Raw genomic sequence first — 18965 nt, forward strand, 5'->3', positions numbered from 1 at the left:
TGGAAGGATGGAACCATGAGCGAAAGCATTGAGGTGCCGATCCGGGACCAGATGATCAGACTTGGTCAGCTGTTGAAACTGGCTGGGGTGGTGGAGAACGGCGTCGTGGCCCGCGACCTGATTTCCGAAGGGGCAGTCCTGGTCGATGGGGAAGTGGAGATGCGCCGCGGTGCGCAGATCAGGCCTGGTCAGACAGTCCAGTTCAACGGCGAGGACTATGGCCTGCCCGGCGCGGTGCTCAGTGTGATTGCTGAGAGCTGAGACAGCCCCGCAGCCTCAGCCCCGCAGCGAACCGTCGCGCCGGCTCAGCTGCGCAGCGCGGTCATCCTGAGGAACTCGTTGACGTGGGAGATCTCTTGCGGCACGACGCCGTGTCCCGCCCCCGCGTAGAGGACTTTCGTGAGTTTGAGAGTCGAGTTGGCCCATGTGTGGGTGTAGTCGACCATTTCCTGCGGGATGATCGGGTCCTCTTGGTCCCGCCCCCAGAAGAACGGCAGTTTGGCCGCAGCGAGGGCGTCGTCGTCGAAGTAGGCTTTCATGCCCTCTCCACGTTCGGGGTCCACCGCGAAGCCCGAAAGCCCCACGGCAGCGCGGAAGGCCTCGGGCCTGGTCCGCAGCAGGCTGGTACCGAGAGCCATACCCATGGAGAAGCCGATCAGCGTCACAGAGGTGTGCTGTCCGCGCACCGAGTCAATCCACTCCCAGAGGTCCTCTACGGCCTGTCGCGCAGCGGTCGATGAGTAGGCGAGCCGCTCAACATCGAGGTCGAACCAGGTGTAGGCGCCGAACCCCATGGACACGGGGGCGCGCACTGAGGCGTATGTGAATTCCTCAGGCAGTCCTGGAACCATGCCCAGCAGGTCGCGCTCATTGGCCCCGTGGCCGTGCAGCAGCACCGCCAGTGGGGTCCCTTCCCGTTCGGATTCGCCGCGAGTCCATTCCACCGTGTAGTCAACAGCCATAGGGACATCCTACGTATCTGATGTGACACGCGGCGGCCACTGAGCGCTCGAGGCGTGACCCGAGGGACGCACAGTCATCCCACAGGATGATGGACGTTGCCCGGGCGGTGGTGGAGAATGACCAGAGTGAACGACACTGGAAACGAAGACAGCACTGAAACACCTGAACCCGAAACTTTTGAAAGTCTGAATCCGGCCGAGGTCCAACACCCTTGGCTGCGGTACGTAGCACTGGGGGACTCCTTCACTGAGGGCATCGGTGACCCTGACCCGGAAAACCCCCAGTCGCACCGCGGGTGGGCGGACCGGGCGGCACAGGAATTGGCCAACGGCACCAAGAACTTCGCCTACGCGAACCTCGCGGTGCGCGGAAAACTGATCGAAAACATCCGCGATGAGCAGCTGGCCCGGGCCCTGGAGCTCAAACCTGATCTGATCACCCTCTGCGCTGGCGGAAATGATGTGATTCGGCCCGGTTCAGACCCTGATGAGACTGCCCGGATCCTCGACACCATGGTGCAGATGCTCAGCACCACTGGGGCGACGATTGTTCTGTTCAACGGCCCCGATGTCCGCGACACCCCTGTCATGGGCTCCATCCGCGGAAAGGTGGCGATCTTCAATGAGAATGTCCGCACCATCGCCAAACGCCATGACGCTGTAGTGGCCGATATGTGGAGTCTGCGCGAACTCACCGCCAAGGAGATGTGGGATGAGGACCGTCTGCACTTCTCACCCTTGGGACATCACACCATCGCTCGGATGGTGTTGGACACGCTGAACGTCACTCATCAGCTGAGCGCCGTGGACCCTCAGCCTCTCTCGGAGCGCACCTGGCGTGAGGCTCGGGTGGATGACGCCATTTGGGCTCGCCACCACCTGTTCCCATGGGTGATCCGCCGGCTGCGGCGCCGCTCCTCCGGGGACGGCATCACCGCCAAACGCCCAGACTTCGGACCACTGTTTGAAGGGTCGATGCCTCCAGGAGGGACACCGGCCGAACCCGGCCAGGACTGATCAGCTCAGGCGATGCCCACCCAGTCTTTGGTGCCGTCGGTGTAGAGCTGCTCTTTCCAAATGGGCACCTCGGCCTTAATCTGCTCCACAAGCTCTGCGCAGGCAGCGAAGGCCTCAGCCCGGTGCGCTGAGGCGCAGCCGGCTACGAGCGCATGGTCACCGATCTGCAGTGGTCCTACCCGGTGGGCGGCCCAGAATCGAACCCCGGGGTGGGCCATCGCCAGCCTTTGGCATACCTGCTCCAGGGTCTCTTCTGCGCTGGGATGGGCTGTGTAGTTAAGTGCTGTGACAGATTTCCCGCCATCGTGATCCCGCACAATTCCAGAAAATACGACGACGCCGCCGCAGTCGCGAGACCAGACCTCAGCCTCGGCCTGTGCCGGGCTGAGCGAGTCTGAAGAGATTGCTGCGTGCACCAGGCCCGTCATGCGCGGTTCCACTCACCGGAGGCTCCACCTGATTTGGAGACGACTTTTGTCTCGGCGATGACCGCTGAGCGGTCGACCCCTTTGATCATGTCGTAGAGCGTCAGCGCGGCTACCGAGGCGGCAGTGAGTGCTTCCATCTCCACTCCGGTCGGTCCGGTGGTCTTCACCTCGGCGGTGATGCGCACGGTGCCAGGGACGGGGTCGTCCGGCGTGAGGTCCACTGTCACTTTGGCGACCGGCAGGGGGTGGCACAGCGGCACCAGGTCCGAGGTCTTCTTGGCAGCCATGATTCCGGCGATCCGGGCCGTGCCCAGGGCGTCTCCCTTGGATAGGCCGTTGTCCGCCAGCAGAGTCGTCACCTCGGGGCTGGTCTGCACGGTGGAGACCGCTCGGGCGGTCCGCGCCGTGGAGGGTTTTCCGGAGACATCGACCATATGCGCGCTGCCATCAGGGCGGACATGGCTGAGGTGGGTGCCTTCTGCGGGCTCTGTCATAGCAGAATCGCCTCTCGTTGGGCCCCTACTGGGACCTCGGTGTCGTCTTCGCGGAGCTCCAGGAGGGCGTGCGCCCGAGCGAGGTGCCCGAGCAGATGCGAGCTGGGGCCGCCGATCGTCAGAGCAGTGGTTGTGGCGCCGTCGTCCTGGGTTTTCAACTCTACGCGGCGGAACTGGCGCACTCCCAATGGTGAGGTGAGGTGCTCTCCAGCTGTGACCTGAATGCGCCGCTGTGGTGGACACACCGGGTCCAGACCGTGCAGGGCCGGGCGCACCAGTGTCTCCAGGCTCACCGCGCAGCTCACGGGATTCCCCGGAAGTGCGACTAGAGCGGCCGGCCCAGTCTCGGATTCGAGCACACCCCACCCTTGAGGGCCCCCGGGCTGCTGGGCCACGGAGCCGAAGTGCACTCCGCGTTCGGCGAGCGCCTGACGGACCACCTCATATGCTCCGGCGCTGATGCCACCGGCGGTGACAATGAGCTGAGGCTGGTGCTGGGTGATGAGCGTGTCCAATGCGGATTGGAACTCAGCGGGAGCGTCGGAGGCGATCACTGCGGTGGTAACAGTGTGTCCGAATCCTTCGCAGACGGCCCGGATCAGAGTGGCATTGGCATCGTAGAGTTGGCCCTCGCCGAGGGGTTCGCCGGGGCGGCGCAGCTCTTGGCCGGTAGCGAGCACCAGCGTCCTTACGCGCTGCAGGACCTCCACCTGGGCAATACCGCAAGACGCTAAGAGGGCCAACTTGGCTGCGGTGAGGACGTCTCGCGGGCGCAGGATCAGCTCGCCGAGTGCCACATCAGAGCCGGCGCGGCGAATGAACTTCCCGGGCTGGGTGTCACTGCCGGTGCTGTCCGTGAAGTGGATCGAGACCTTCCTCCCCGCCGCTGCAGAGTCCAGGACTGCGAATCCTTCGGCGGTTTTTTCCACCGGAATCACCACATCTGCTCCATTGGGGATCGGCGCGCCGGTCATCACGGCCAGGCACTCCCCCACTGGAAGGTCTGGGGCTGCAGTGCCGGCCGGGACAACTCCGGCAAGGGGCAGCATGAAGGGCTTTTCCTGCTCTGGGACATCAGCGCAGCGGAGGGCGAAACCGTCCATCTGGGAGTTGTCGAACCCAGGAAGCGCCAACGGTGCACGGACCTCAGCTGCGCTGATGCGCCCTGTCGTGACCCTCTGCAGACCATGATCTGACGGCGGACCCAATAGCAGAGTCTCAGTTGTACGGCTTCTCAGCGCCGGGTCCAACACCTGACGCAGACGCTGGATATGTGCCTCCACGCTGACCCGGTCAGGGACTGTGGGGGTAGGGGACGTAGAATGGGCGGCCATGAGTCCAAGGGTAGCTCTCCCGATCCCCACGGTGCCCCGTGGTGTGACCGAACAGGGCGGTGACCCGTCAGCCGGACTGCTCGACCGATTCGGCAGGCGCGCCACCGACCTGCGCCTTTCCCTGATCGATAAGTGCAATCTGCGCTGCACGTACTGCATGCCCGCCCAGGGTCTGCCCTGGTTGTCCCGGGAGCGGCTGCTCACGGCGGAGGAAGTGCGCCGGATTGTGCGCATCGGGGTGGACCAGCTCGGCATCCGGGAGCTGCGGCTGACCGGCGGAGAGCCGTTGGTCCGGAAGGACCTTGAGGAGATTATCGCTGGAATTCGCGAAGATCACCCGCAGCTGCCCATTGGACTGACCACCAATGCCATTGGGCTGGAGCGCAGGACCGCAGGGCTGCGCGAGGCGGGGCTGACTCGAGTCAATATCTCTCTGGACTCTGTGCACCGGGAAACTTTCGCTCAGCTGACCCGCAGGGATTCCCTGGATGCAGTGCTGAGAGGTGTCTCTGCGGCAGCCGCTGCAGGGCTGACACCTTTGAAAATCAACGCGGTGCTGGTGCGCGGAGTCAACGATCATCAGGCACCGGAGCTGCTCAGCTGGGCGCTCGCTGAAGGGTTTGAGTTGCGCTTCATTGAGCAGATGCCCCTTGAGGCGGACCGCACCTGGGAACGTGAAGCCACTGTCACCGCCGCTGAGACCCGCACACTGCTGGAGAGCAGATTCCGACTCACCCCTTCAGAGGAGGAACGCGGCGGGGCACCCGCCGAGCGGTTCATGGTGTGGGATAAGAACGACGCCGCCAGTACAGCCGCTCGGGGAACAGTCGGAATTATTGCCAGCGTGACAGAACCCTTCTGCGCAGCCTGCACACGCACTCGCATCACCGCCGAGGGCAAAGTGATGAGCTGCCTGTTCTCACGCGAAGAGGTCGACCTGATGGACCTGCTGCGTTCCGGGGCCGATGACCAGGCCATCGCTCAGCGCTGGGCTGACGCGATGTGGGCTAAGCCCGCCGCCCATGGCACCGACCGCCCGGGGTTCGACCTCCCCGGCTTTGAACGCCCAGACCGCTCAATGTCAGCCATCGGAGGCTGAGGTGAACGCTGTGACGGTCCGCCTCTACGCCGCTGCTGCGGAGGCAGCAGGAACTCATCAACTGAAGCTCCACCTTGCTGAGTCTCCCATCCCGCTGCAGCATCTGATCGATCAGCTCAACCACACGGTTCTTGCCTCTGCTCCCGCTCCAGATCATGGAAATTCCCCCAGCCTTGAGCGGGTATGTGCCCAGTCAAGTTTCCTGGTCAACGGCACCCGAGCAGCGGTGAGCCGCGGGCAGGTGGCGAGTGGCGACGTTGTGGATGTTCTGCCGCCCTTTGCCGGGGGCTGATCAGGCGGCCAGGCCAATGCCGGTGCGGCGCTGAACCAGGCGCTCCACCACACCCACGCATGAGTAGAGCAGCAGGGAGGCCAGCGTGACAATGACCACGGAGGCCCACAGCCGGTCATAGTCGGTCCGGCTGACAGCCTGGACAATCCCATAGCCGATCCCGTCACCGGTGGCCAGCCATTCAGCTAGCAGAGCGCCGGTCAGCGCGCCAGGGATGGAGACCCGGGTGGCGGTGAAGAAGCTGGGCAATGAGGCCGGGAGCATCACCTTGCGAAGCAGGGTGGAGCGGCTTCCGCCGTAGACGTGGATGACTTCCTGCATGGTCGCCGGTGCAGAGCGCAGACCAGACACGATCGTGACCAGCGCCGGGAAGATCACCACAATAGTGCCCATCGCAGCGACCGCCGCCCAGTCTCTGCCGAACATGAGCACCACAATGGGTGCCATAGCGACGAGGGGAACTGACCGGCAGATCATCGCCACCGGCATCAGCGCGGCTTCCAAACTGGTGAACAGTTGGAAGAGCATCGCCACAATCGAGGCCACCAGCAGACCTGCGGTAAAGCCAATGAAGGTGTCGGCCATGGTGATCCAGAAGTCGCCGAAGACCACGTCACGGTGCTTATCGGCGTCTTCGGTGAAGAACAGGTAGTCGATGATGTCGTCGGGACCTTTCCCGATGATCGGCGAGACGTCGAATACCCACAGCATTCCCCACCAGATGGTCACAATCACTGTCAGGGAAAGGAGAAGGTTCAGAAGAGGTTGACCGATAGCCTTGGCGATGTTCATCTCAGGCGCCTCCCTTGGACCATGGCGTGGCGAAGCGGGTAATGAGGGCCAGCACCGCGTAGGCCGCACCTGCAGCAGCTGCCCCCACTAGGGCCAGCGCCCAAAGCCGGGCTACGTTGAGAGTTTCCTGGGCGGAGACCATGGCGGGGCCGAGCCCGCGGTCCACTCCCCCGACGTACTCGCCGAGGATGGCTCCCAGGATGGCTGCTGGCGCGGCGATCTTCAGAGCTGTGAGGATGTACGGCACGGAAGTGATGAGCTGCACCTTGGTGAGCTGTTTGCGTCGGCCGCCCCCGGCCACAGTGATGACGTCGATACATGCTTGGTCTGCCGCGCGCAGCCCCTGAATAGTTGTGATGACCGTGACGAAATAGACAGAGAGTCCGGCGAGCACATTGGCCGTCATGGAGGGCTCCCCGATTGGCGGTGCTCCTGCTACTGCGAAGATCACCGGACCGATGGCGACAAGGGGCAGGCAGTAGGTGATCACGGCCAACTGGGTGGCGACCTTCTCCATCCAGGGGGCCAACAGCACCAGTGCGGCGGTGAAGATTGCCAGAAGGTTCCCGACGGTAAACCCAATGCCAGCCTCAGTGAGTGTCACAGAAAGGTTGCGCCAGTAGAACGCGACTCCGTCCTCGAAGAGCCTGGCCACCACCTCTAGTGGGGTGGGCACTGCCGAACCGCCACCCGCGACGGGGAAGATCCGTAGCACGGCGACCAGCCACCACGCCGTCAGAAGCGTGGCCAACCCCACTAGGCCGGAGACCCAACCGGGCAGCTGCAGTGACTTCCTGGCTGAGCCACCTGTGGCGCGGCGCCGTGTGGCGGCAACATCATTAGCCGAAGTCAGTGAGGACATCAGTGGGCTCCTGCCCCCACCGCACTGCGACCGAACAACAGGTCAGAGGCCTTATCCACAAGGGCATGGAACTCGGGGGTGCGTTGGAGCTCGGGGGTTCGGGGACGTGGCAGGTCCACCTCGAAGACCTCTTTGACACGGCCTGGCCGGGCGCTCATGACTGCGACTACATCAGAGAGGAAGATCGCCTCGGTGATGCCATGGGTGACCATCAGGGTGGTGGCTGGTTTGTCCCCGAGGATGCGCATCAGTTCAAGGTTCATCCGCTGCCGGGTCATATCGTCCAGAGCTCCGAAGGGCTCATCCAGCAGCAGGACTGAGGGTTTGACGACCAGTGCGCGGGCTATGGATACACGTTGACGCATACCGCCGGAGAGTTCCGCCGGACGTGCTTTTTCGAATCCGGAGAGCCCGACCAGCCCAATCAGCCCGTCGATCAACCCTGGCTCGGGCCGGATCCCGGCAACTTCCAGTGGCAGCCTGATATTGGACTCCACTGATCGCCAAGGCAGCAGTGCCGAGTTTTGGAAAGCAATGCCGAGCTCGTTGCCGGCGCGCAGTTCCTCCGGGGTTTTCCCGTCGACTTTCAATGTCCCGGCACTGGGCTCTTCGAGTCCGGCCACCATACGCAGCACAGTGGACTTCCCGCAGCCGGAAGGACCCAGAAGGGACAGCAGGGTGCCGCGTTCAGTGGTGAGGCTGACGTCTTCCAGGGCCGTGACTTGTTTTTTGCCCGATCCGAACGTTTTGCTCAACGAGCTGATGCTGATTCCTTCACTCATGGGTGTTCCATCAGATCTGGGTTTTCCTCGTAGACCTCTTCCACAAGGCTGAGGTCGAACAAGTCATCGGGTACGTCGTAGCCGACAAGGCGGACCGACTCGATCGAATCGGTGATGGCCTCGTCACTCATGGTGAGCAGCCCGTGTTCGGCAGTCCACTCATCGGCGATCAGCTCAGCCTGACGTTCTGCTGTGACGACTTGATGCTCCATATCGAGCCCCTGGTCCGCGCCGTGGTCCTCCACTGTGATCCGCGCGGCTTCATCATCATCCTCTAGGGCGTCGTGCCATCCGCGGATAGTAGCTTCGAGGAATGCTTTGAGCGTTTCGCGATCTGAGTCGATCGTCTCCTGAGTGGTGATGATGGAGCCGGCGGCGAACGGTAGACCGTTTTCGTGGAGCATCATATGTTCCAGATCGTGGCCGTCGAGTTCTACTGAAATCGCCTGGTTGGTGGCGTAGCCGATGTAGGCATCGTATTCACCGGTGATCAGGCCCGAGGCGTCACCTCCGGCGGTCACCACTTCCACGTCATCAGGGTCAAGGTCGTTGGCGTCGAGGAAGGCGTAGAACACACCTTCGTTGTTGGGTGCCACGCCTACTGTCATCTCGGTGAGGTCATCAGGCTCGCTGGCAGGGTTGTCAGCCAAGGAGAAGATGGAGAACGCGTTGGTCTGGAAGACCGAACCGATGATTTTGATGTCGACGTCGTCACCCTCAGCCTCGATGAACGAGCCAGTGTCCACCGGGTTGGACAGCGCTGCTAGGCCGGTGCCGGTGGCCAGCTGGGTAGCCGAAGGGGTGGCTGAGGGTCCTCCGGAGATCAGGTTGACCGACTCGAAGCCGGCCTCCTCGTAGTAACCGTTGTCTTCTGCGAAGTAATTTCCGGCGAATTCTGCGGTCTTGATCCAAGACAGTGGGACCTCAAGATCGCCGAAATCACCGTCGGCGTCGTCCGCGCTGGCCTCATTACCGCAGGCTGTGACAGCAAGCGCTGCGACAGCCACTGCGGCGGCCAGCTTCTTGGAACCAGTGGTGTGAGTGGTGGTGCTCATCATGTTCTCCTCAGGGTGCGAATACGGTGGGACGGTGGTCTGGGTGTGATGTTCGTCGTCGGGTTCTCATGAGACCCCCTGCATGTGGGCAGCTGCGGCGCGGTGGGCGGTGACGACGTCGTTGAGGCGCTCCAGCAGAAGCTCGCCCTGGGAAAGCCGCTCTTTGCCTTGGACAAAGACCCAGTGGGCTCGGGCGGGGCCGGACCGCAGCCAACCCTCCACGGGGTCGGTCAGGACACCCGTTTGGGATAGCCAGCTGGACTCCCAGATGACCAGGTCAGCGCAGGCTCCCGGGCGCAGGTGACCGATCTCGTCACTCCACCCCAGGTTGGCGGCAGAGCCTTCGGTGGCCATGTTCAACGCCTCACGGGCGGTGAAGGCATCAGGCCCGTGGCGGTGTCTGGCCAGCAGCAGTGCGGTGCGCGTTTCCATCCACAGGTCTGCTGAGTCAGCTGAGGCGGAGCCGTCACAGCCGATGCCCACGTCCATACCCATGCCGCGCAGGGACTTGGCATCTGCTGCGTCGCCGCAGATGATCATATTGGAGCTGGGGCATTGAGTGGCACCGACCCCTGCAGCGGCCAAGCGACGGTTCTCCTCATCCGACCCGTAGACGTAGTGGGCGACCCAGGTGCGCGGAGTCGCCCACCCGCAATCCTCGAAGTACTCCACGGGGCGCCGGCCGTATACCTCCAGGGCGTAAGCGTCCTCATCGGTGTCCTCGGCCAGGTGAGTGTGCAGCCTGACGTCGTGTTTCTCAGCCAGTTCGGCGGTGGATCTCATAATCGACTCACTCACCGAAAACATGGAACACGGAGCCAACGCCACGCGTGTCATGGCGCCCGGGTTGGGGTCGTGGTATGCGCCGATGAGCCGCTCGGAATCGGCAAGGATCGTGTCCTCGTCCTGTACGACCTCCTTGGGAGGCAGACCTCCGTCCTCCACGGATCTGGTCATGGATCCGCGATTGGCCATGAACCGGAAGCCCACATCGGAGACTGCACTGATCTGGGCGTCGATCAGATTGGGGCGAGGGTGGACGTACATGTGGTCCGAGCTGGTGGTGCAGCCTCCGGATAGGAGCTCTGCGCAGGCGACATATGTGGACAGATAGACCGACTCGTCATCGAGCACAGACCATTTGGGGTAGAGGGTAGTCAACCATTGAAAGAGGGTCCCGTTGATCGCCGGAGCGTAAGCTCGGGTGAGGTTTTGGTACATGTGGTGGTGCGTGTTGACCAACCCGGGAGTCAGCACACGCCCGCCGGCGTCCACCGTGCGCTGCGCCGACGGCATCGGCTCACCCATCCGGCCCACACTGTGCACTCGGCCTTCGGCGACTGCCAGCCACCCGCCATCGATCTCGCGCCCAGCAGCCTGAGCAGCTTCCACATCAGTGATGCCGGTGGCTTTCTGCTCCGCGCTGGCGCCTCGGGACTCCACCACAAGGTAGGCATTGGTCACCAGCGTCTCGACTGTGGACTCGGAGCTCACAGGCCGGTACCTCTTCTCGATAGGGGATCAACTCCCCGCCACGGTATGAAACGTTTGTTTCGTCTCACTCACTGCAGTATTACGGCCACGTAAACCGTCGACTCGAAGGACGCCTTGTCACAAGGCTGTAACAGAGACGTCGATAGGCTCAGCCGATGAGACGAACGTTTCATCACCCTGTGTGATGTGCCGCAAGGAGGCTCCCGTGCTGGACCGGATCACCGAATACCAAAGCTGCCTGGACCAACCGGAGCGCTGGGCTGTGGCCACTGTTGTCGCCGTGGCCGGATCCACCCCAGTTCCGGTAGGAACATCAATGGCTGTCTCGGCGGATTTAGAAGTCATGGGGTCACTCTCCGGAGGCTGCGTGGAGTCAGCCACGGCTTCATTGGCCCAGCAGAGCATCGCAGAAGGCACACCACGGGTGGAGAGTTTCGGCCCCGATGGCGACCTGCTGGGTGAAATACCCCTCACCTGCGGTGGACAGATCCGCGTACTTATCCAACCTCTGGCTTCTATGCCCGAACTTCAGCACGCCCGCATGCTCTCCGGCGCTGATCCGCACCACGCTGTTGACTTCACCCGGACAATCGTGCTCGGCGGAGAAACCATGACCGTGGTCGAACACCGTGAGGCAGCTCCCCGTCTGCTTCTCTTCGGTGTTCAGGACTACTCACTGCACTGTGCCCAACTGGCCCTGGGCGCCGGTTGGCGGGTCCAGCTGATCGATCATCGTCCTGCTTTCGCCACACCGCAGCGCGTTCCGGAGGGCGCACAACTCACCGTCGACCACCCAGCCGACACCGCAGCCGACCTGCTCAGCGACCCTCGCCAAAGCTGGACGGCCGCTTGTGTCATGACCCACCTGCCTGAACTTGACGTCCCCGTGCTGGACACGCTGCTGCGCGCAGAGCCCGGTCCTGATTTCATAGGTGCGCTGGGCTCACACAACGCCCAACGGCGTCGTCGTTCTGCCTTGGCTCAACGCGGTCACAGCGCCTCGGCACTGGGGAAAATACATGGCCCGCTCGGGTTGGACATTGCTGCCGCCTCCCCTGCAGAGAGCGCCGTGTCCATCTTCGCCGAACTCATCAGCGCCAAGAACAGTGCCCCCTCATCCAGGCAGTCCCGTTCCTTGAGCACCACTGCGGGGCCTATCAATTATTCCCGGACCAGGAGTGCTTCAATCATGCACCCCGCTCGTATCGGGGCTGGCTCGGCGCGGAGGGTGACTGACTTGGCGGTGAGCAGCTGATGGACATCACCAGTGTCGACCATCAGCTGAGCACCTGGGATCCGGATCAGTGGCAACCGGGTGACTCCTGGCTGGCCGGGGGTACTGTGCTCTACTCCTACGGTAAGGATTTCCGGGGTGAACCTCGCCGGCTGCTGGATATCAGCGCGGCAGATTGGGAGCCACTGGTGTGGCATGAAGGGGCAGGTCTGGAGATCGCGGCCACCTGCACGGTGGCCAGCTTCCACCAGGCGGCTACGACGCTGCGGGGCCGCGGCGTGGACACCGGCCAGTACCCCGGACTGCAGCTGATTGAACCGGCCGCCGAGGCTTTTGTCGCCTCCTGGAAAGTCTGGAATCTCTCCACCGTCGGTGGCAACGTGGCCACCGCTCNCCTGGAAAGTCTGGAATCTCTCCACCGTCGGTGGCAACGTGGCCACCGCTCTGCCTGCGGGACCTATGACGTCCTGGTTATGCGGCATGGGCGCGACCGCTCTGGTCCTCTCTCCCGGCGGAGGGCACCGCATTGTGCCGGTGGAGGAGGTGGTCACCGGCAATGGACAGACTTCACTCAAGGATGGGGACCTGATTCGGTCCTTCCATGTGCCCGCCGCACATCTGCGCCGGCCAACCCTGATGGCACGCGAGTCCCTGACCCGCTACGGCCGCTCAGCTGCCCTGCTGTTGGCGCAGCTGATTGATGCCAGCACTGTTCGGCTGACCGTCACCGCCGCCACGGACCGGCCCTTCATCCTGACAACCCCAAGGGATCCTGCCGCTGCGCGCGCGGCAGTGGAGGGCATACCGGCACACCACTGGTTCGACGACGCCCACGGGTCCCCGGAGTGGCGGCACAATACCAGTCTCAGCTTCGCAGCGGAGCTGGTCAACGCGTTGGCAGAGCACGAAGCCGCTCCCGGCGCCTGTGACGAGGATTTCAGGCACCTGTTGGGAAATCAGGCTCCTAGAGGAACCCGAAAACCCAACAGCCACCTGACAACTGATGAGGTGACACGGACCGGGTCGACGGACACAGCCACAGTGCGGGTGGACGGCCAGGAATTTGCCCTTGAGCCTGAACCGGGACAGTGCCTTCGCACATGGCTGCGGGACAGCGCCGGAGCCCACGCGGTCAAACGAGGCTGCGATGCCGGTGATTGCGGCGCATGCACAGTGCACCTGGACGGGACCGCGGTGCACTCATGCATTACCGGTGCCCATCGAGCTGCCGGCTCAGCCGTGACGACCCTGCGCGGTCTCAGTCCAGAGGCCACCCAGGCCGTCGCCGAGGCCGAAGACAACCCAGGAGATGTGCGGGTGAAGAACACCCTGCACCACACGCAGCGGGACTTCTTGGAGTCCCACGGGTTCCAATGTGGCTATTGCACCGCAGGGTTCATCATGACCGAAACTTCTACCGGGCCCTACGACGGTGCCGGAGACGATTCGGAAGAATCCACTCTGCGTCGCTTCAAAGGAAACCTCTGCCGCTGCACCGGATACTGCTCCATCAAAGACGCGCTGGCTCACACACCACGAGCCAGCGAAGAATCCGGCCCCGGCCACAGTCCGATTCCGCCGGCCGGCCCAGGGATCGTCACTGGGACAACGGACTTCACTCACGACGTCCCACTCTCCGGTGGCGGGGACCGCGTGCCCTCTGGAGACATCCTGCACATGGTGGTGGTCCGCTCCCCTCACGCGCATGCGCTCATCACGCACATTGACACCACCCGGGCGGAGAACGCACCTGGGGTCGTGGCGGTTTTCACCCACCGCGATGCGCCCGAGGCCGTCCGGTACTCCACTGCTCAGCACGAGCTCGTCGAAGACGACCCGGCTGACACTCGTCTGCTGGACGATACGGTGAGGTTCGTTGGCCAGCGGGTGGCCGTGGTGGTCGCGGAGTCCCGCAGGCAGGCGGTGCGCGCCAGCCGGCTGGTGGATGTGGAGTATGAGCAGTTGGAACCGGTCTTTGATCCCGCAGCTGCCACCGATCCGGGGGCACCGGTACTTCATCCTTCTGGCGGTGAACGTACCGACGCCGTGGGCAGCACGTATTTCCCCGCCCTGGACCCTGAGCGCAACAGGTTAGCTGCTGCTCAAGTGGCGGTCGGCAACGCTGAGGCAGCGCTTAGGGAGTCTCCGCACCGTGTCTCCATGAACTTCACCACGCACCGCACTGCGCACACCGCTCTGGAGACCCACGGCACGGTGGGCTGGATCGACGAGCTGGGTCGGTACACATTGCGCAGCTCAACCCAGGTACCGTTCCTCGCGAAGAGAACCCTTCAGCGCCTCTTCGGCTTAGAACCACAGACCCTCAGGGTCTTCGCCGCGCGGGTAGGAGGCGGATTCGGCTCCAAACAGGAAGTCATCACTGAGGACCTGGTACTGCTGGTCCTCATGAGGCTCGCAGAACGCGGCATCCGCGCGCCTGTCTCTTGGGAACTCACCCGTACGGAGGCGCTGACGGCCAGCACCACACGGCACCCTTTCCAGATCGGAGTGGATCTAGCCGCCGACGATCGTGGGAAGCTCACAGCCCAGACAATGCGGGTGCTCTCCGACACCGGGGCCTATGGAAACCATGGACCCGGAGTGATGTTTCACTCCGTTCATGAGTCCATGCAGATCTACTCCGCCCCTAATAAGCAGGTCTCCGCCCAGGTGGTCTACACCAATAATCCGCCCTCTGGCGCGTTCCGAGGGTATGGGCTGTCGCAGACTCTCTTCGCAGTCGACTGCGCGATGGACGAATTCGCCCGCAGGCTCGGCCGTGATCCACTGACGTTCAAAGCAGACAACATCATCAGCGTTGGGGAAGAACTGTTCGGCCATGAGGATGACGTTCAAGTGGATGCCGGTGGTTTGAGGAAGTGTCTGGACATCATGGCCGCTCAGCTCCGCCGTGGCCCACTGACCGACTCTGAGTTGAACAAGTGCCAGCAACGCCTCACTGAAGAGCGTCATGGGTACCAGGAGGAACAGGGTGACTGGCGGCTTGGGGTGGGCACTGCTGTCACGATGATCGACACCGCGCCGCCCAATGGCCATCACTCTCATGCGGTGGTGCGGCCCCTGAACCGGCCTGATGCTGCCGGTGGGGGAAAGTACGAGCTCAAAGTGGGCACCGCCGAGTTCGGCAACGGCACCTCGACCGTCCACCGTCAGGTGGTCGCCGATGTGCTCGGCACCACCGCCGATCGCATCCTGCTGCGCCAGTCCGACACTGACCTGGTTGACCATGACAGTGGTGCGTTCGCCTCCACCGGGATCACTGTAGGGGTCAAGGCCGCGTATTTGGCGGCCCGGGATTTGAAAGGGGCGCTGGCGATGCTTGAAGAGGATGCAGATCCGACCTCGGTGATCGGCACCGGCCGGTGGGGAGGCTCCCCCCGGACCGCGGCGTTCAACGTCCATGGCTTCCGCATCGCTGTCGAGGCGAAGACGGGAACCCTGGTGATCCTGCAGTCAGTCCATGCTGCAGATGCCGGAGTGGTGCTCAATGAGGCCCAGTGCCGGGGCCAGGTGGAAGGCGGCGTCGGCCAAGCGATCGGAGCCGCGCTCTTTGAGGAAGTGGTCATCAACCCTCAGGGACGGATCAGCACGGACATTCTGCGCAACTATCACATCCCGCAGATGGCGGATCTTCCCGTCACGGAGGTGCACTTCGCTGAGACTGAAGACCCGGTGGGGCCCATGGGAGCTAAGTCCATGTCTGAATCACCCTTCAACCCGGTAGCCCCTGCTTTGGGGAATGCGATCCGGGACGCAGTCGGTGTTCGTTTGACCCACACGCCGTTCACGAAAGATCGCATTGCTGCAGCCCTGGACCGACAGCGAGGCTCCTGAGATCATCGGGGGTGTCAATATCGGCATCATCGGCGCAAGCGGAGAGGTCGATGAGGTCGCTCCGCTGCCTGTGTGCACGCAGGTAGTGCCTTGCACCGTCATCGCCCTGGGCCTGTGAAGCTGCCGCGAGCGCATCTTCTCTGTCAAAAACCACAGGGTGGGACGGCTGTCCGCGAATGAGTCCGCGAGTGATGCGACCCCTCTGGTGCGCTTCCAGGACTGTGCGCAGCGCCTCGGCGCCGATCCAGGGCTGGTCCACTAAGAGAACAGCGATCTGCTCGGCCCCACGATCGGCGGCGTGGCGTATGCCAGTCCTGAAGGACAGCGATAGGCCCGCTGAAGAGGACGCGAGCTCGACAACCTCAGAGGCCTCCAGTTCCTCCGGTGCCTGTGTTCGCAGAGTGCGCAGCACCTCAGTTGATCGGTGGCTGAGAACCAGGACGGGAGTGGTTCCCGCCTGATGTGCTGTCCGCAGAGCGCGTACCACCAGCAACTCCCCGTTAATGCGCAGCAAAGGCTTGGACTGTCCACCCAGCCGCGATCCTCGTCCCGCGGCCAGAATGACGGTCGCTCTCACCGCCGGTTTCTCCGGGCCGCGACGTCGCCCAATGGCACCAGTTTCTGACTCAACCCATAACGACGGTCCCGAAGCTGGACAAGGTAGCCACAGTCAATGAGGGTACGCAGCAGGCGGTGAACGGTGGCGGCGGGCAGTTCAGTTGCTATCGAGAGCTCGCTGAGTGTTGCGGCGCCACCCTGTCCAGCGAGGACCTCGATCAGTTCAAAGGCTCGGCCCACGGATTGGACTCCGGCTCGGTTCGTGTCCTTGCTCACGAACTGCTCATCGCCCCGATATTCAGCTGGTCTCCGATCGCGAAGCCCTTGCCGCGCAGAAACTCCCCACCGCTGAGCACACTGGCGGAGGTGTCTTGAGCACTGAACAGCTCGGCCCCACGCAGCACAGAACCGACAACTGTTCCGTGAAGTTCGTAGCCGTCGTATGCACTGATGGGGTTCTTATGTGCCAGTCCGGCCGCTGACACCACATGGTTTTCCTGCGGGTCGTAGAGTGCGAAGTCAGCATCGTATCCGACAGCAATCTGCCCCTTATGGGTCAGGCCCACCAGCTGAGCGGTGGAGGTACTCATCCATTTGCTGACCTGATCCAGTCCGATCCCCCGTTCACGGGCTGCCGATGCCACGGCTGCGAAGCCCACCTGCAGCCCGGAGACCCCACCCCAGGCCTCGCTGAGGTCAGGGGCACCCCTGTATTTCTCCTGACCGGTGGCCGGGGAATGATCCGTGACGACCATGTCGATCAAGCCTTCCTGCAGGCCCTGCCAGAGCGCGTCCCGATTGCCGCTGTCCCGGATGGGCGGGCAGCATTTGAACTCCGCGGCACCGTCGGGCACAGCTTCTGCTTCGAAGCACAGGTAGTGCGGGCAGGTTTCCACGGTGATCGGCAGACCTTCTGCCCGGGCATCCTGGATGAGATCGAGGGCTGAAGCTGCAGCGAGGTGCAGGATGTGGGTGCGGCAGCCAGTCTCCCGGACGGCATCGAGGAGCCCTTCGATGGCGGTCATTTCCGCCTCTTGCGGCCTAGTGGCAGCCCAATCGGCATAGCGTTTTACTCTGCGCCGCTGACCCAACGCCGCAGTAGCAGTGTCGATGGTCTTGGCGTCTTCGGCATGAACGATGACCAGGCCGTCGAACTGCGCGACCCGCTGCATGGCCGCGCGCAGGTCTGCTGGCGAGACCGGGGGGAACTCAGGTACTCCTGAATCCAGGAGGAAACATTTGAATCCGAATACTCCGGCGTTCCAGAGCGGTTCCAACTGTTCGGTATTTCCTGGAACGATCCCGCCCCAGAACCCGACATCGACGAAGGTCTGTCCCATGGCGGCCTGCTTCTTGATCTCCAGGCTGGGGACATCAACGGTAGGTGGGACAGAATTCAGGGGCATATCAACGATGCTGGTGACCCCGCCGAGCGCGGCGGCCATCGTTCCAGTGGCGAAGCCTTCCCAGCTGGTGCGCCCTGGTTCGTTAATGTGCACGTGGGTGTCCACATTGCCCGGCAGCACCACCACCCGGGGGTGAACCATGAGCATGCCGGTTCCGCCGGAGACGTCACGTGCCCGGACAATTTCTGCCTGTCGGGCACTTTGACCTGGGGCGATCCTGGTGATTCGACGGACCGCTCCCTGGTGGTCCACCTCCACATGCGCAGGCACAATGTCCTGGCCGATGAGGACCTGCTCTGCGATAAGGTGACGGACCATCATGCTGCTAACCCTAGATTGAGCATATTTCAGCAGTATTGACTACGTGTACACAGTCCATGTCGATCCCCGGCTTAGTTGAACCCGGCGATCCATTTCCAGGCTTCGGGCTTCTCCCGCGCTGAGGCGCGAGTGACGGAGGCGTTCATCAGCCCGTAGGGGCGGTCTCCGGCTTCGAACACCTCGTTGGGGTTGTCCAGGCCGAAGGGCGAGAGGTCCACCACGTAGTGATGGTTGTTCGGCATCGCGAACCGGATATCTTCGATCTGCGGCACAGCCCGGAGCACGGACTGTCCTGCGGCGTAGAGAGTCTGCTGCAGCGACGCCGAGTGCACCGAGGCGAACTGTTCCAGCACCGCCTGCTTCACCTGGGCGTAGATGACGTCAAAGTCTGCTGAGGTCAGTGCCGTGTGATCGGTGTAGAGCCATCGAGTGGAGATGTCGGTGGCCATGATCCGGTCATGGGTCTCAGGCAGTGTGGTGTATTCGTCCCGGGGGAACCCATGGAATTCACTGCCTGTTGATTTCAGCACGGTGAGTTCTTTGAACCCTCCCAGGACGTATTCCACGCCGTCTTCGACGGTGACTGCTGCGGTGCGGATCTCCTGCTTGGATTTCACAAACGAGTGCTCGTGCGCTGAACCGTTGACGCTGATGCGCTCCCAGGGGTAGGACTCAGCACTCCAGCGTCCACCTTCGACCTCCGGGTATTCCACAAAGTGCCTGGCCAGGGCAAGCAGGAACTCCTCGGGAGTGCGGATCCCCTGGCTCTTGGCGAAGGCATAAACAGTGTTCTTCTGGGTGTCGGTGGCCAGGACTTTGGCGTTGTCACCGGTCAGGAAGGTGTCTGCGAAATCTCCGCGCAGTAACGATGTCACATTGAGATCCTGGATCTCATGCACGGGGGTGTCACGATTGATTCGCACCACCCGCACCTCGGCTTTGCCGTACTGGTTGGGTCCAAGAATGATGTCATCACTCAT

General features: G+C 63.0%; 19 protein-coding genes and 1 pseudogene. 7 read left to right on the plus strand and 13 right to left on the minus strand.

The window, feature by feature from the left end:
• The first annotated feature begins 15 nt into the window (after nt 1-15).
• Nucleotides 16-261, plus strand: a complete 246-nt coding sequence (locus FEF26_RS05800) for an RNA-binding S4 domain-containing protein (protein WP_138252595.1) — start codon at nt 16-18, stop codon at nt 259-261.
• Between the two features lie 44 nt (nt 262-305).
• Here the strand turns inward: FEF26_RS05800 and FEF26_RS05805 are convergent, their stop codons facing one another.
• Entirely contained in the window at nt 306-962 is a 657-nt protein-coding gene (locus tag FEF26_RS05805) for an alpha/beta hydrolase (RefSeq protein WP_138252596.1), read from the minus strand.
• A 117-nt stretch (nt 963-1079) separates the two neighbouring features.
• Between FEF26_RS05805 and FEF26_RS05810 the strand changes: the two genes are divergently transcribed.
• Complete coding sequence (locus FEF26_RS05810; protein WP_138252597.1) at nt 1080-1979, plus strand: SGNH/GDSL hydrolase family protein; 900 nt, start codon at nt 1080-1082, stop codon at nt 1977-1979.
• Between the two features lie 5 nt (nt 1980-1984).
• Here the strand turns inward: FEF26_RS05810 and FEF26_RS05815 are convergent, their stop codons facing one another.
• The 3 genes from FEF26_RS05815 to FEF26_RS05825 are packed head-to-tail and all read right to left on the minus strand — an operon-like array spanning nt 1985 to nt 4235.
• Nucleotides 1985-2407: a molybdenum cofactor biosynthesis protein MoaE gene (locus tag FEF26_RS05815; protein ID WP_138252598.1), complete on the minus strand. Its 423-nt coding sequence runs from the start codon at nt 2405-2407 to the stop codon at nt 1985-1987.
• Entirely contained in the window at nt 2404-2901 is a 498-nt protein-coding gene (gene moaC, locus FEF26_RS05820; protein WP_138252599.1) for a cyclic pyranopterin monophosphate synthase MoaC, read from the minus strand. The genes FEF26_RS05815 and moaC overlap by 4 nt, the downstream gene beginning before the upstream one ends.
• Entirely contained in the window at nt 2898-4235 is a 1338-nt protein-coding gene (locus FEF26_RS05825; RefSeq protein WP_166432930.1) for a molybdopterin molybdotransferase MoeA, read from the minus strand. The genes moaC and FEF26_RS05825 overlap by 4 nt, the downstream gene beginning before the upstream one ends.
• Between FEF26_RS05825 and moaA the strand changes: the two genes are divergently transcribed.
• The gene (moaA, locus tag FEF26_RS05830) at nt 4234-5334 is read left to right on the plus strand and encodes a GTP 3',8-cyclase MoaA (RefSeq protein WP_138252601.1); all 1101 of its coding nucleotides are present in this window, start codon (nt 4234-4236) and stop codon (nt 5332-5334) included. The two genes, FEF26_RS05825 and moaA, sit on opposite strands and share 2 nt — an antisense overlap.
• A gap of 1 nt (nt 5335) precedes the next feature.
• A complete protein-coding gene (locus tag FEF26_RS05835) occupies nt 5336-5626 on the plus strand; it encodes a MoaD/ThiS family protein (RefSeq protein ID WP_166432931.1) in 291 nt (96 codons plus the stop codon).
• Here FEF26_RS05835 and FEF26_RS05840 read toward each other — a convergent pair whose 3' ends face one another.
• From FEF26_RS05840 to FEF26_RS05860, 5 genes are all read right to left on the minus strand, one after another.
• Nucleotides 5627-6418, minus strand: a complete 792-nt coding sequence (locus FEF26_RS05840; protein WP_138252603.1) for an ABC transporter permease — start codon at nt 6416-6418, stop codon at nt 5627-5629.
• Between the two features lies 1 nt (nt 6419).
• On the minus strand, nt 6420-7280 hold the full coding sequence (locus FEF26_RS05845; RefSeq protein ID WP_138252604.1) for an ABC transporter permease: 861 nt from the start codon (nt 7278-7280) through the stop codon (nt 6420-6422).
• On the minus strand, nt 7280-8062 hold the full coding sequence (locus tag FEF26_RS05850; protein ID WP_138252605.1) for an ABC transporter ATP-binding protein: 783 nt from the start codon (nt 8060-8062) through the stop codon (nt 7280-7282). The genes FEF26_RS05845 and FEF26_RS05850 overlap by 1 nt, the downstream gene beginning before the upstream one ends.
• Nucleotides 8059-9117: an ABC transporter substrate-binding protein gene (locus FEF26_RS05855; RefSeq protein WP_166432932.1), complete on the minus strand. Its 1059-nt coding sequence runs from the start codon at nt 9115-9117 to the stop codon at nt 8059-8061. The genes FEF26_RS05850 and FEF26_RS05855 overlap by 4 nt, the downstream gene beginning before the upstream one ends.
• Before the next feature lie 66 nt (nt 9118-9183).
• The gene (locus tag FEF26_RS05860; RefSeq protein WP_208012850.1) at nt 9184-10611 is read right to left on the minus strand and encodes an amidohydrolase family protein; all 1428 of its coding nucleotides are present in this window, start codon (nt 10609-10611) and stop codon (nt 9184-9186) included.
• Nucleotides 10612-10816: 205 nt separating this feature from the next.
• Between FEF26_RS05860 and FEF26_RS05865 the strand changes: the two genes are divergently transcribed.
• From FEF26_RS05865 to FEF26_RS05875, 3 genes and pseudogenes are all read left to right on the plus strand, one after another.
• Entirely contained in the window at nt 10817-11866 is a 1050-nt protein-coding gene (locus tag FEF26_RS05865; RefSeq protein ID WP_166432933.1) for an XdhC family protein, read from the plus strand.
• Nucleotides 11867-12304: 438 nt separating this feature from the next.
• Nucleotides 12305-12397 (plus strand): annotated as a pseudogene (locus FEF26_RS16380) (hypothetical protein); the annotation flags it as partial.
• Nucleotides 12398-12481: 84 nt separating this feature from the next.
• Nucleotides 12482-15700, plus strand: a complete 3219-nt coding sequence (locus FEF26_RS05875) for a molybdopterin-dependent oxidoreductase (RefSeq protein ID WP_243730439.1) — start codon at nt 12482-12484, stop codon at nt 15698-15700.
• On the opposite strand, the gene FEF26_RS05880 is transcribed toward FEF26_RS05875, so the two are convergent.
• The 4 genes from FEF26_RS05880 to pucL form a co-directional block, all read right to left on the minus strand.
• The gene (locus tag FEF26_RS05880; protein ID WP_166432935.1) at nt 15651-16277 is read right to left on the minus strand and encodes a nucleotidyltransferase family protein; all 627 of its coding nucleotides are present in this window, start codon (nt 16275-16277) and stop codon (nt 15651-15653) included. The two genes, FEF26_RS05875 and FEF26_RS05880, sit on opposite strands and share 50 nt — an antisense overlap.
• On the minus strand, nt 16274-16534 hold the full coding sequence (locus FEF26_RS05885; protein ID WP_138252611.1) for a helix-turn-helix domain-containing protein: 261 nt from the start codon (nt 16532-16534) through the stop codon (nt 16274-16276). Before FEF26_RS05885 ends, FEF26_RS05880 begins: the two co-directional genes overlap by 4 nt.
• Entirely contained in the window at nt 16531-17985 is a 1455-nt protein-coding gene (gene allB, locus FEF26_RS05890; protein ID WP_243730440.1) for an allantoinase AllB, read from the minus strand. Before allB ends, FEF26_RS05885 begins: the two co-directional genes overlap by 4 nt.
• A gap of 71 nt (nt 17986-18056) precedes the next feature.
• Nucleotides 18057-18965, minus strand: coding sequence for a factor-independent urate hydroxylase (gene pucL, locus FEF26_RS05895; protein ID WP_138252612.1), 909 nt, complete (start codon nt 18963-18965; stop codon nt 18057-18059).

The organism is Nesterenkonia salmonea, assembly GCF_005771525.1.
Classification (GTDB): Bacteria; Actinomycetota; Actinomycetes; order Actinomycetales; family Micrococcaceae; genus Nesterenkonia; species Nesterenkonia salmonea.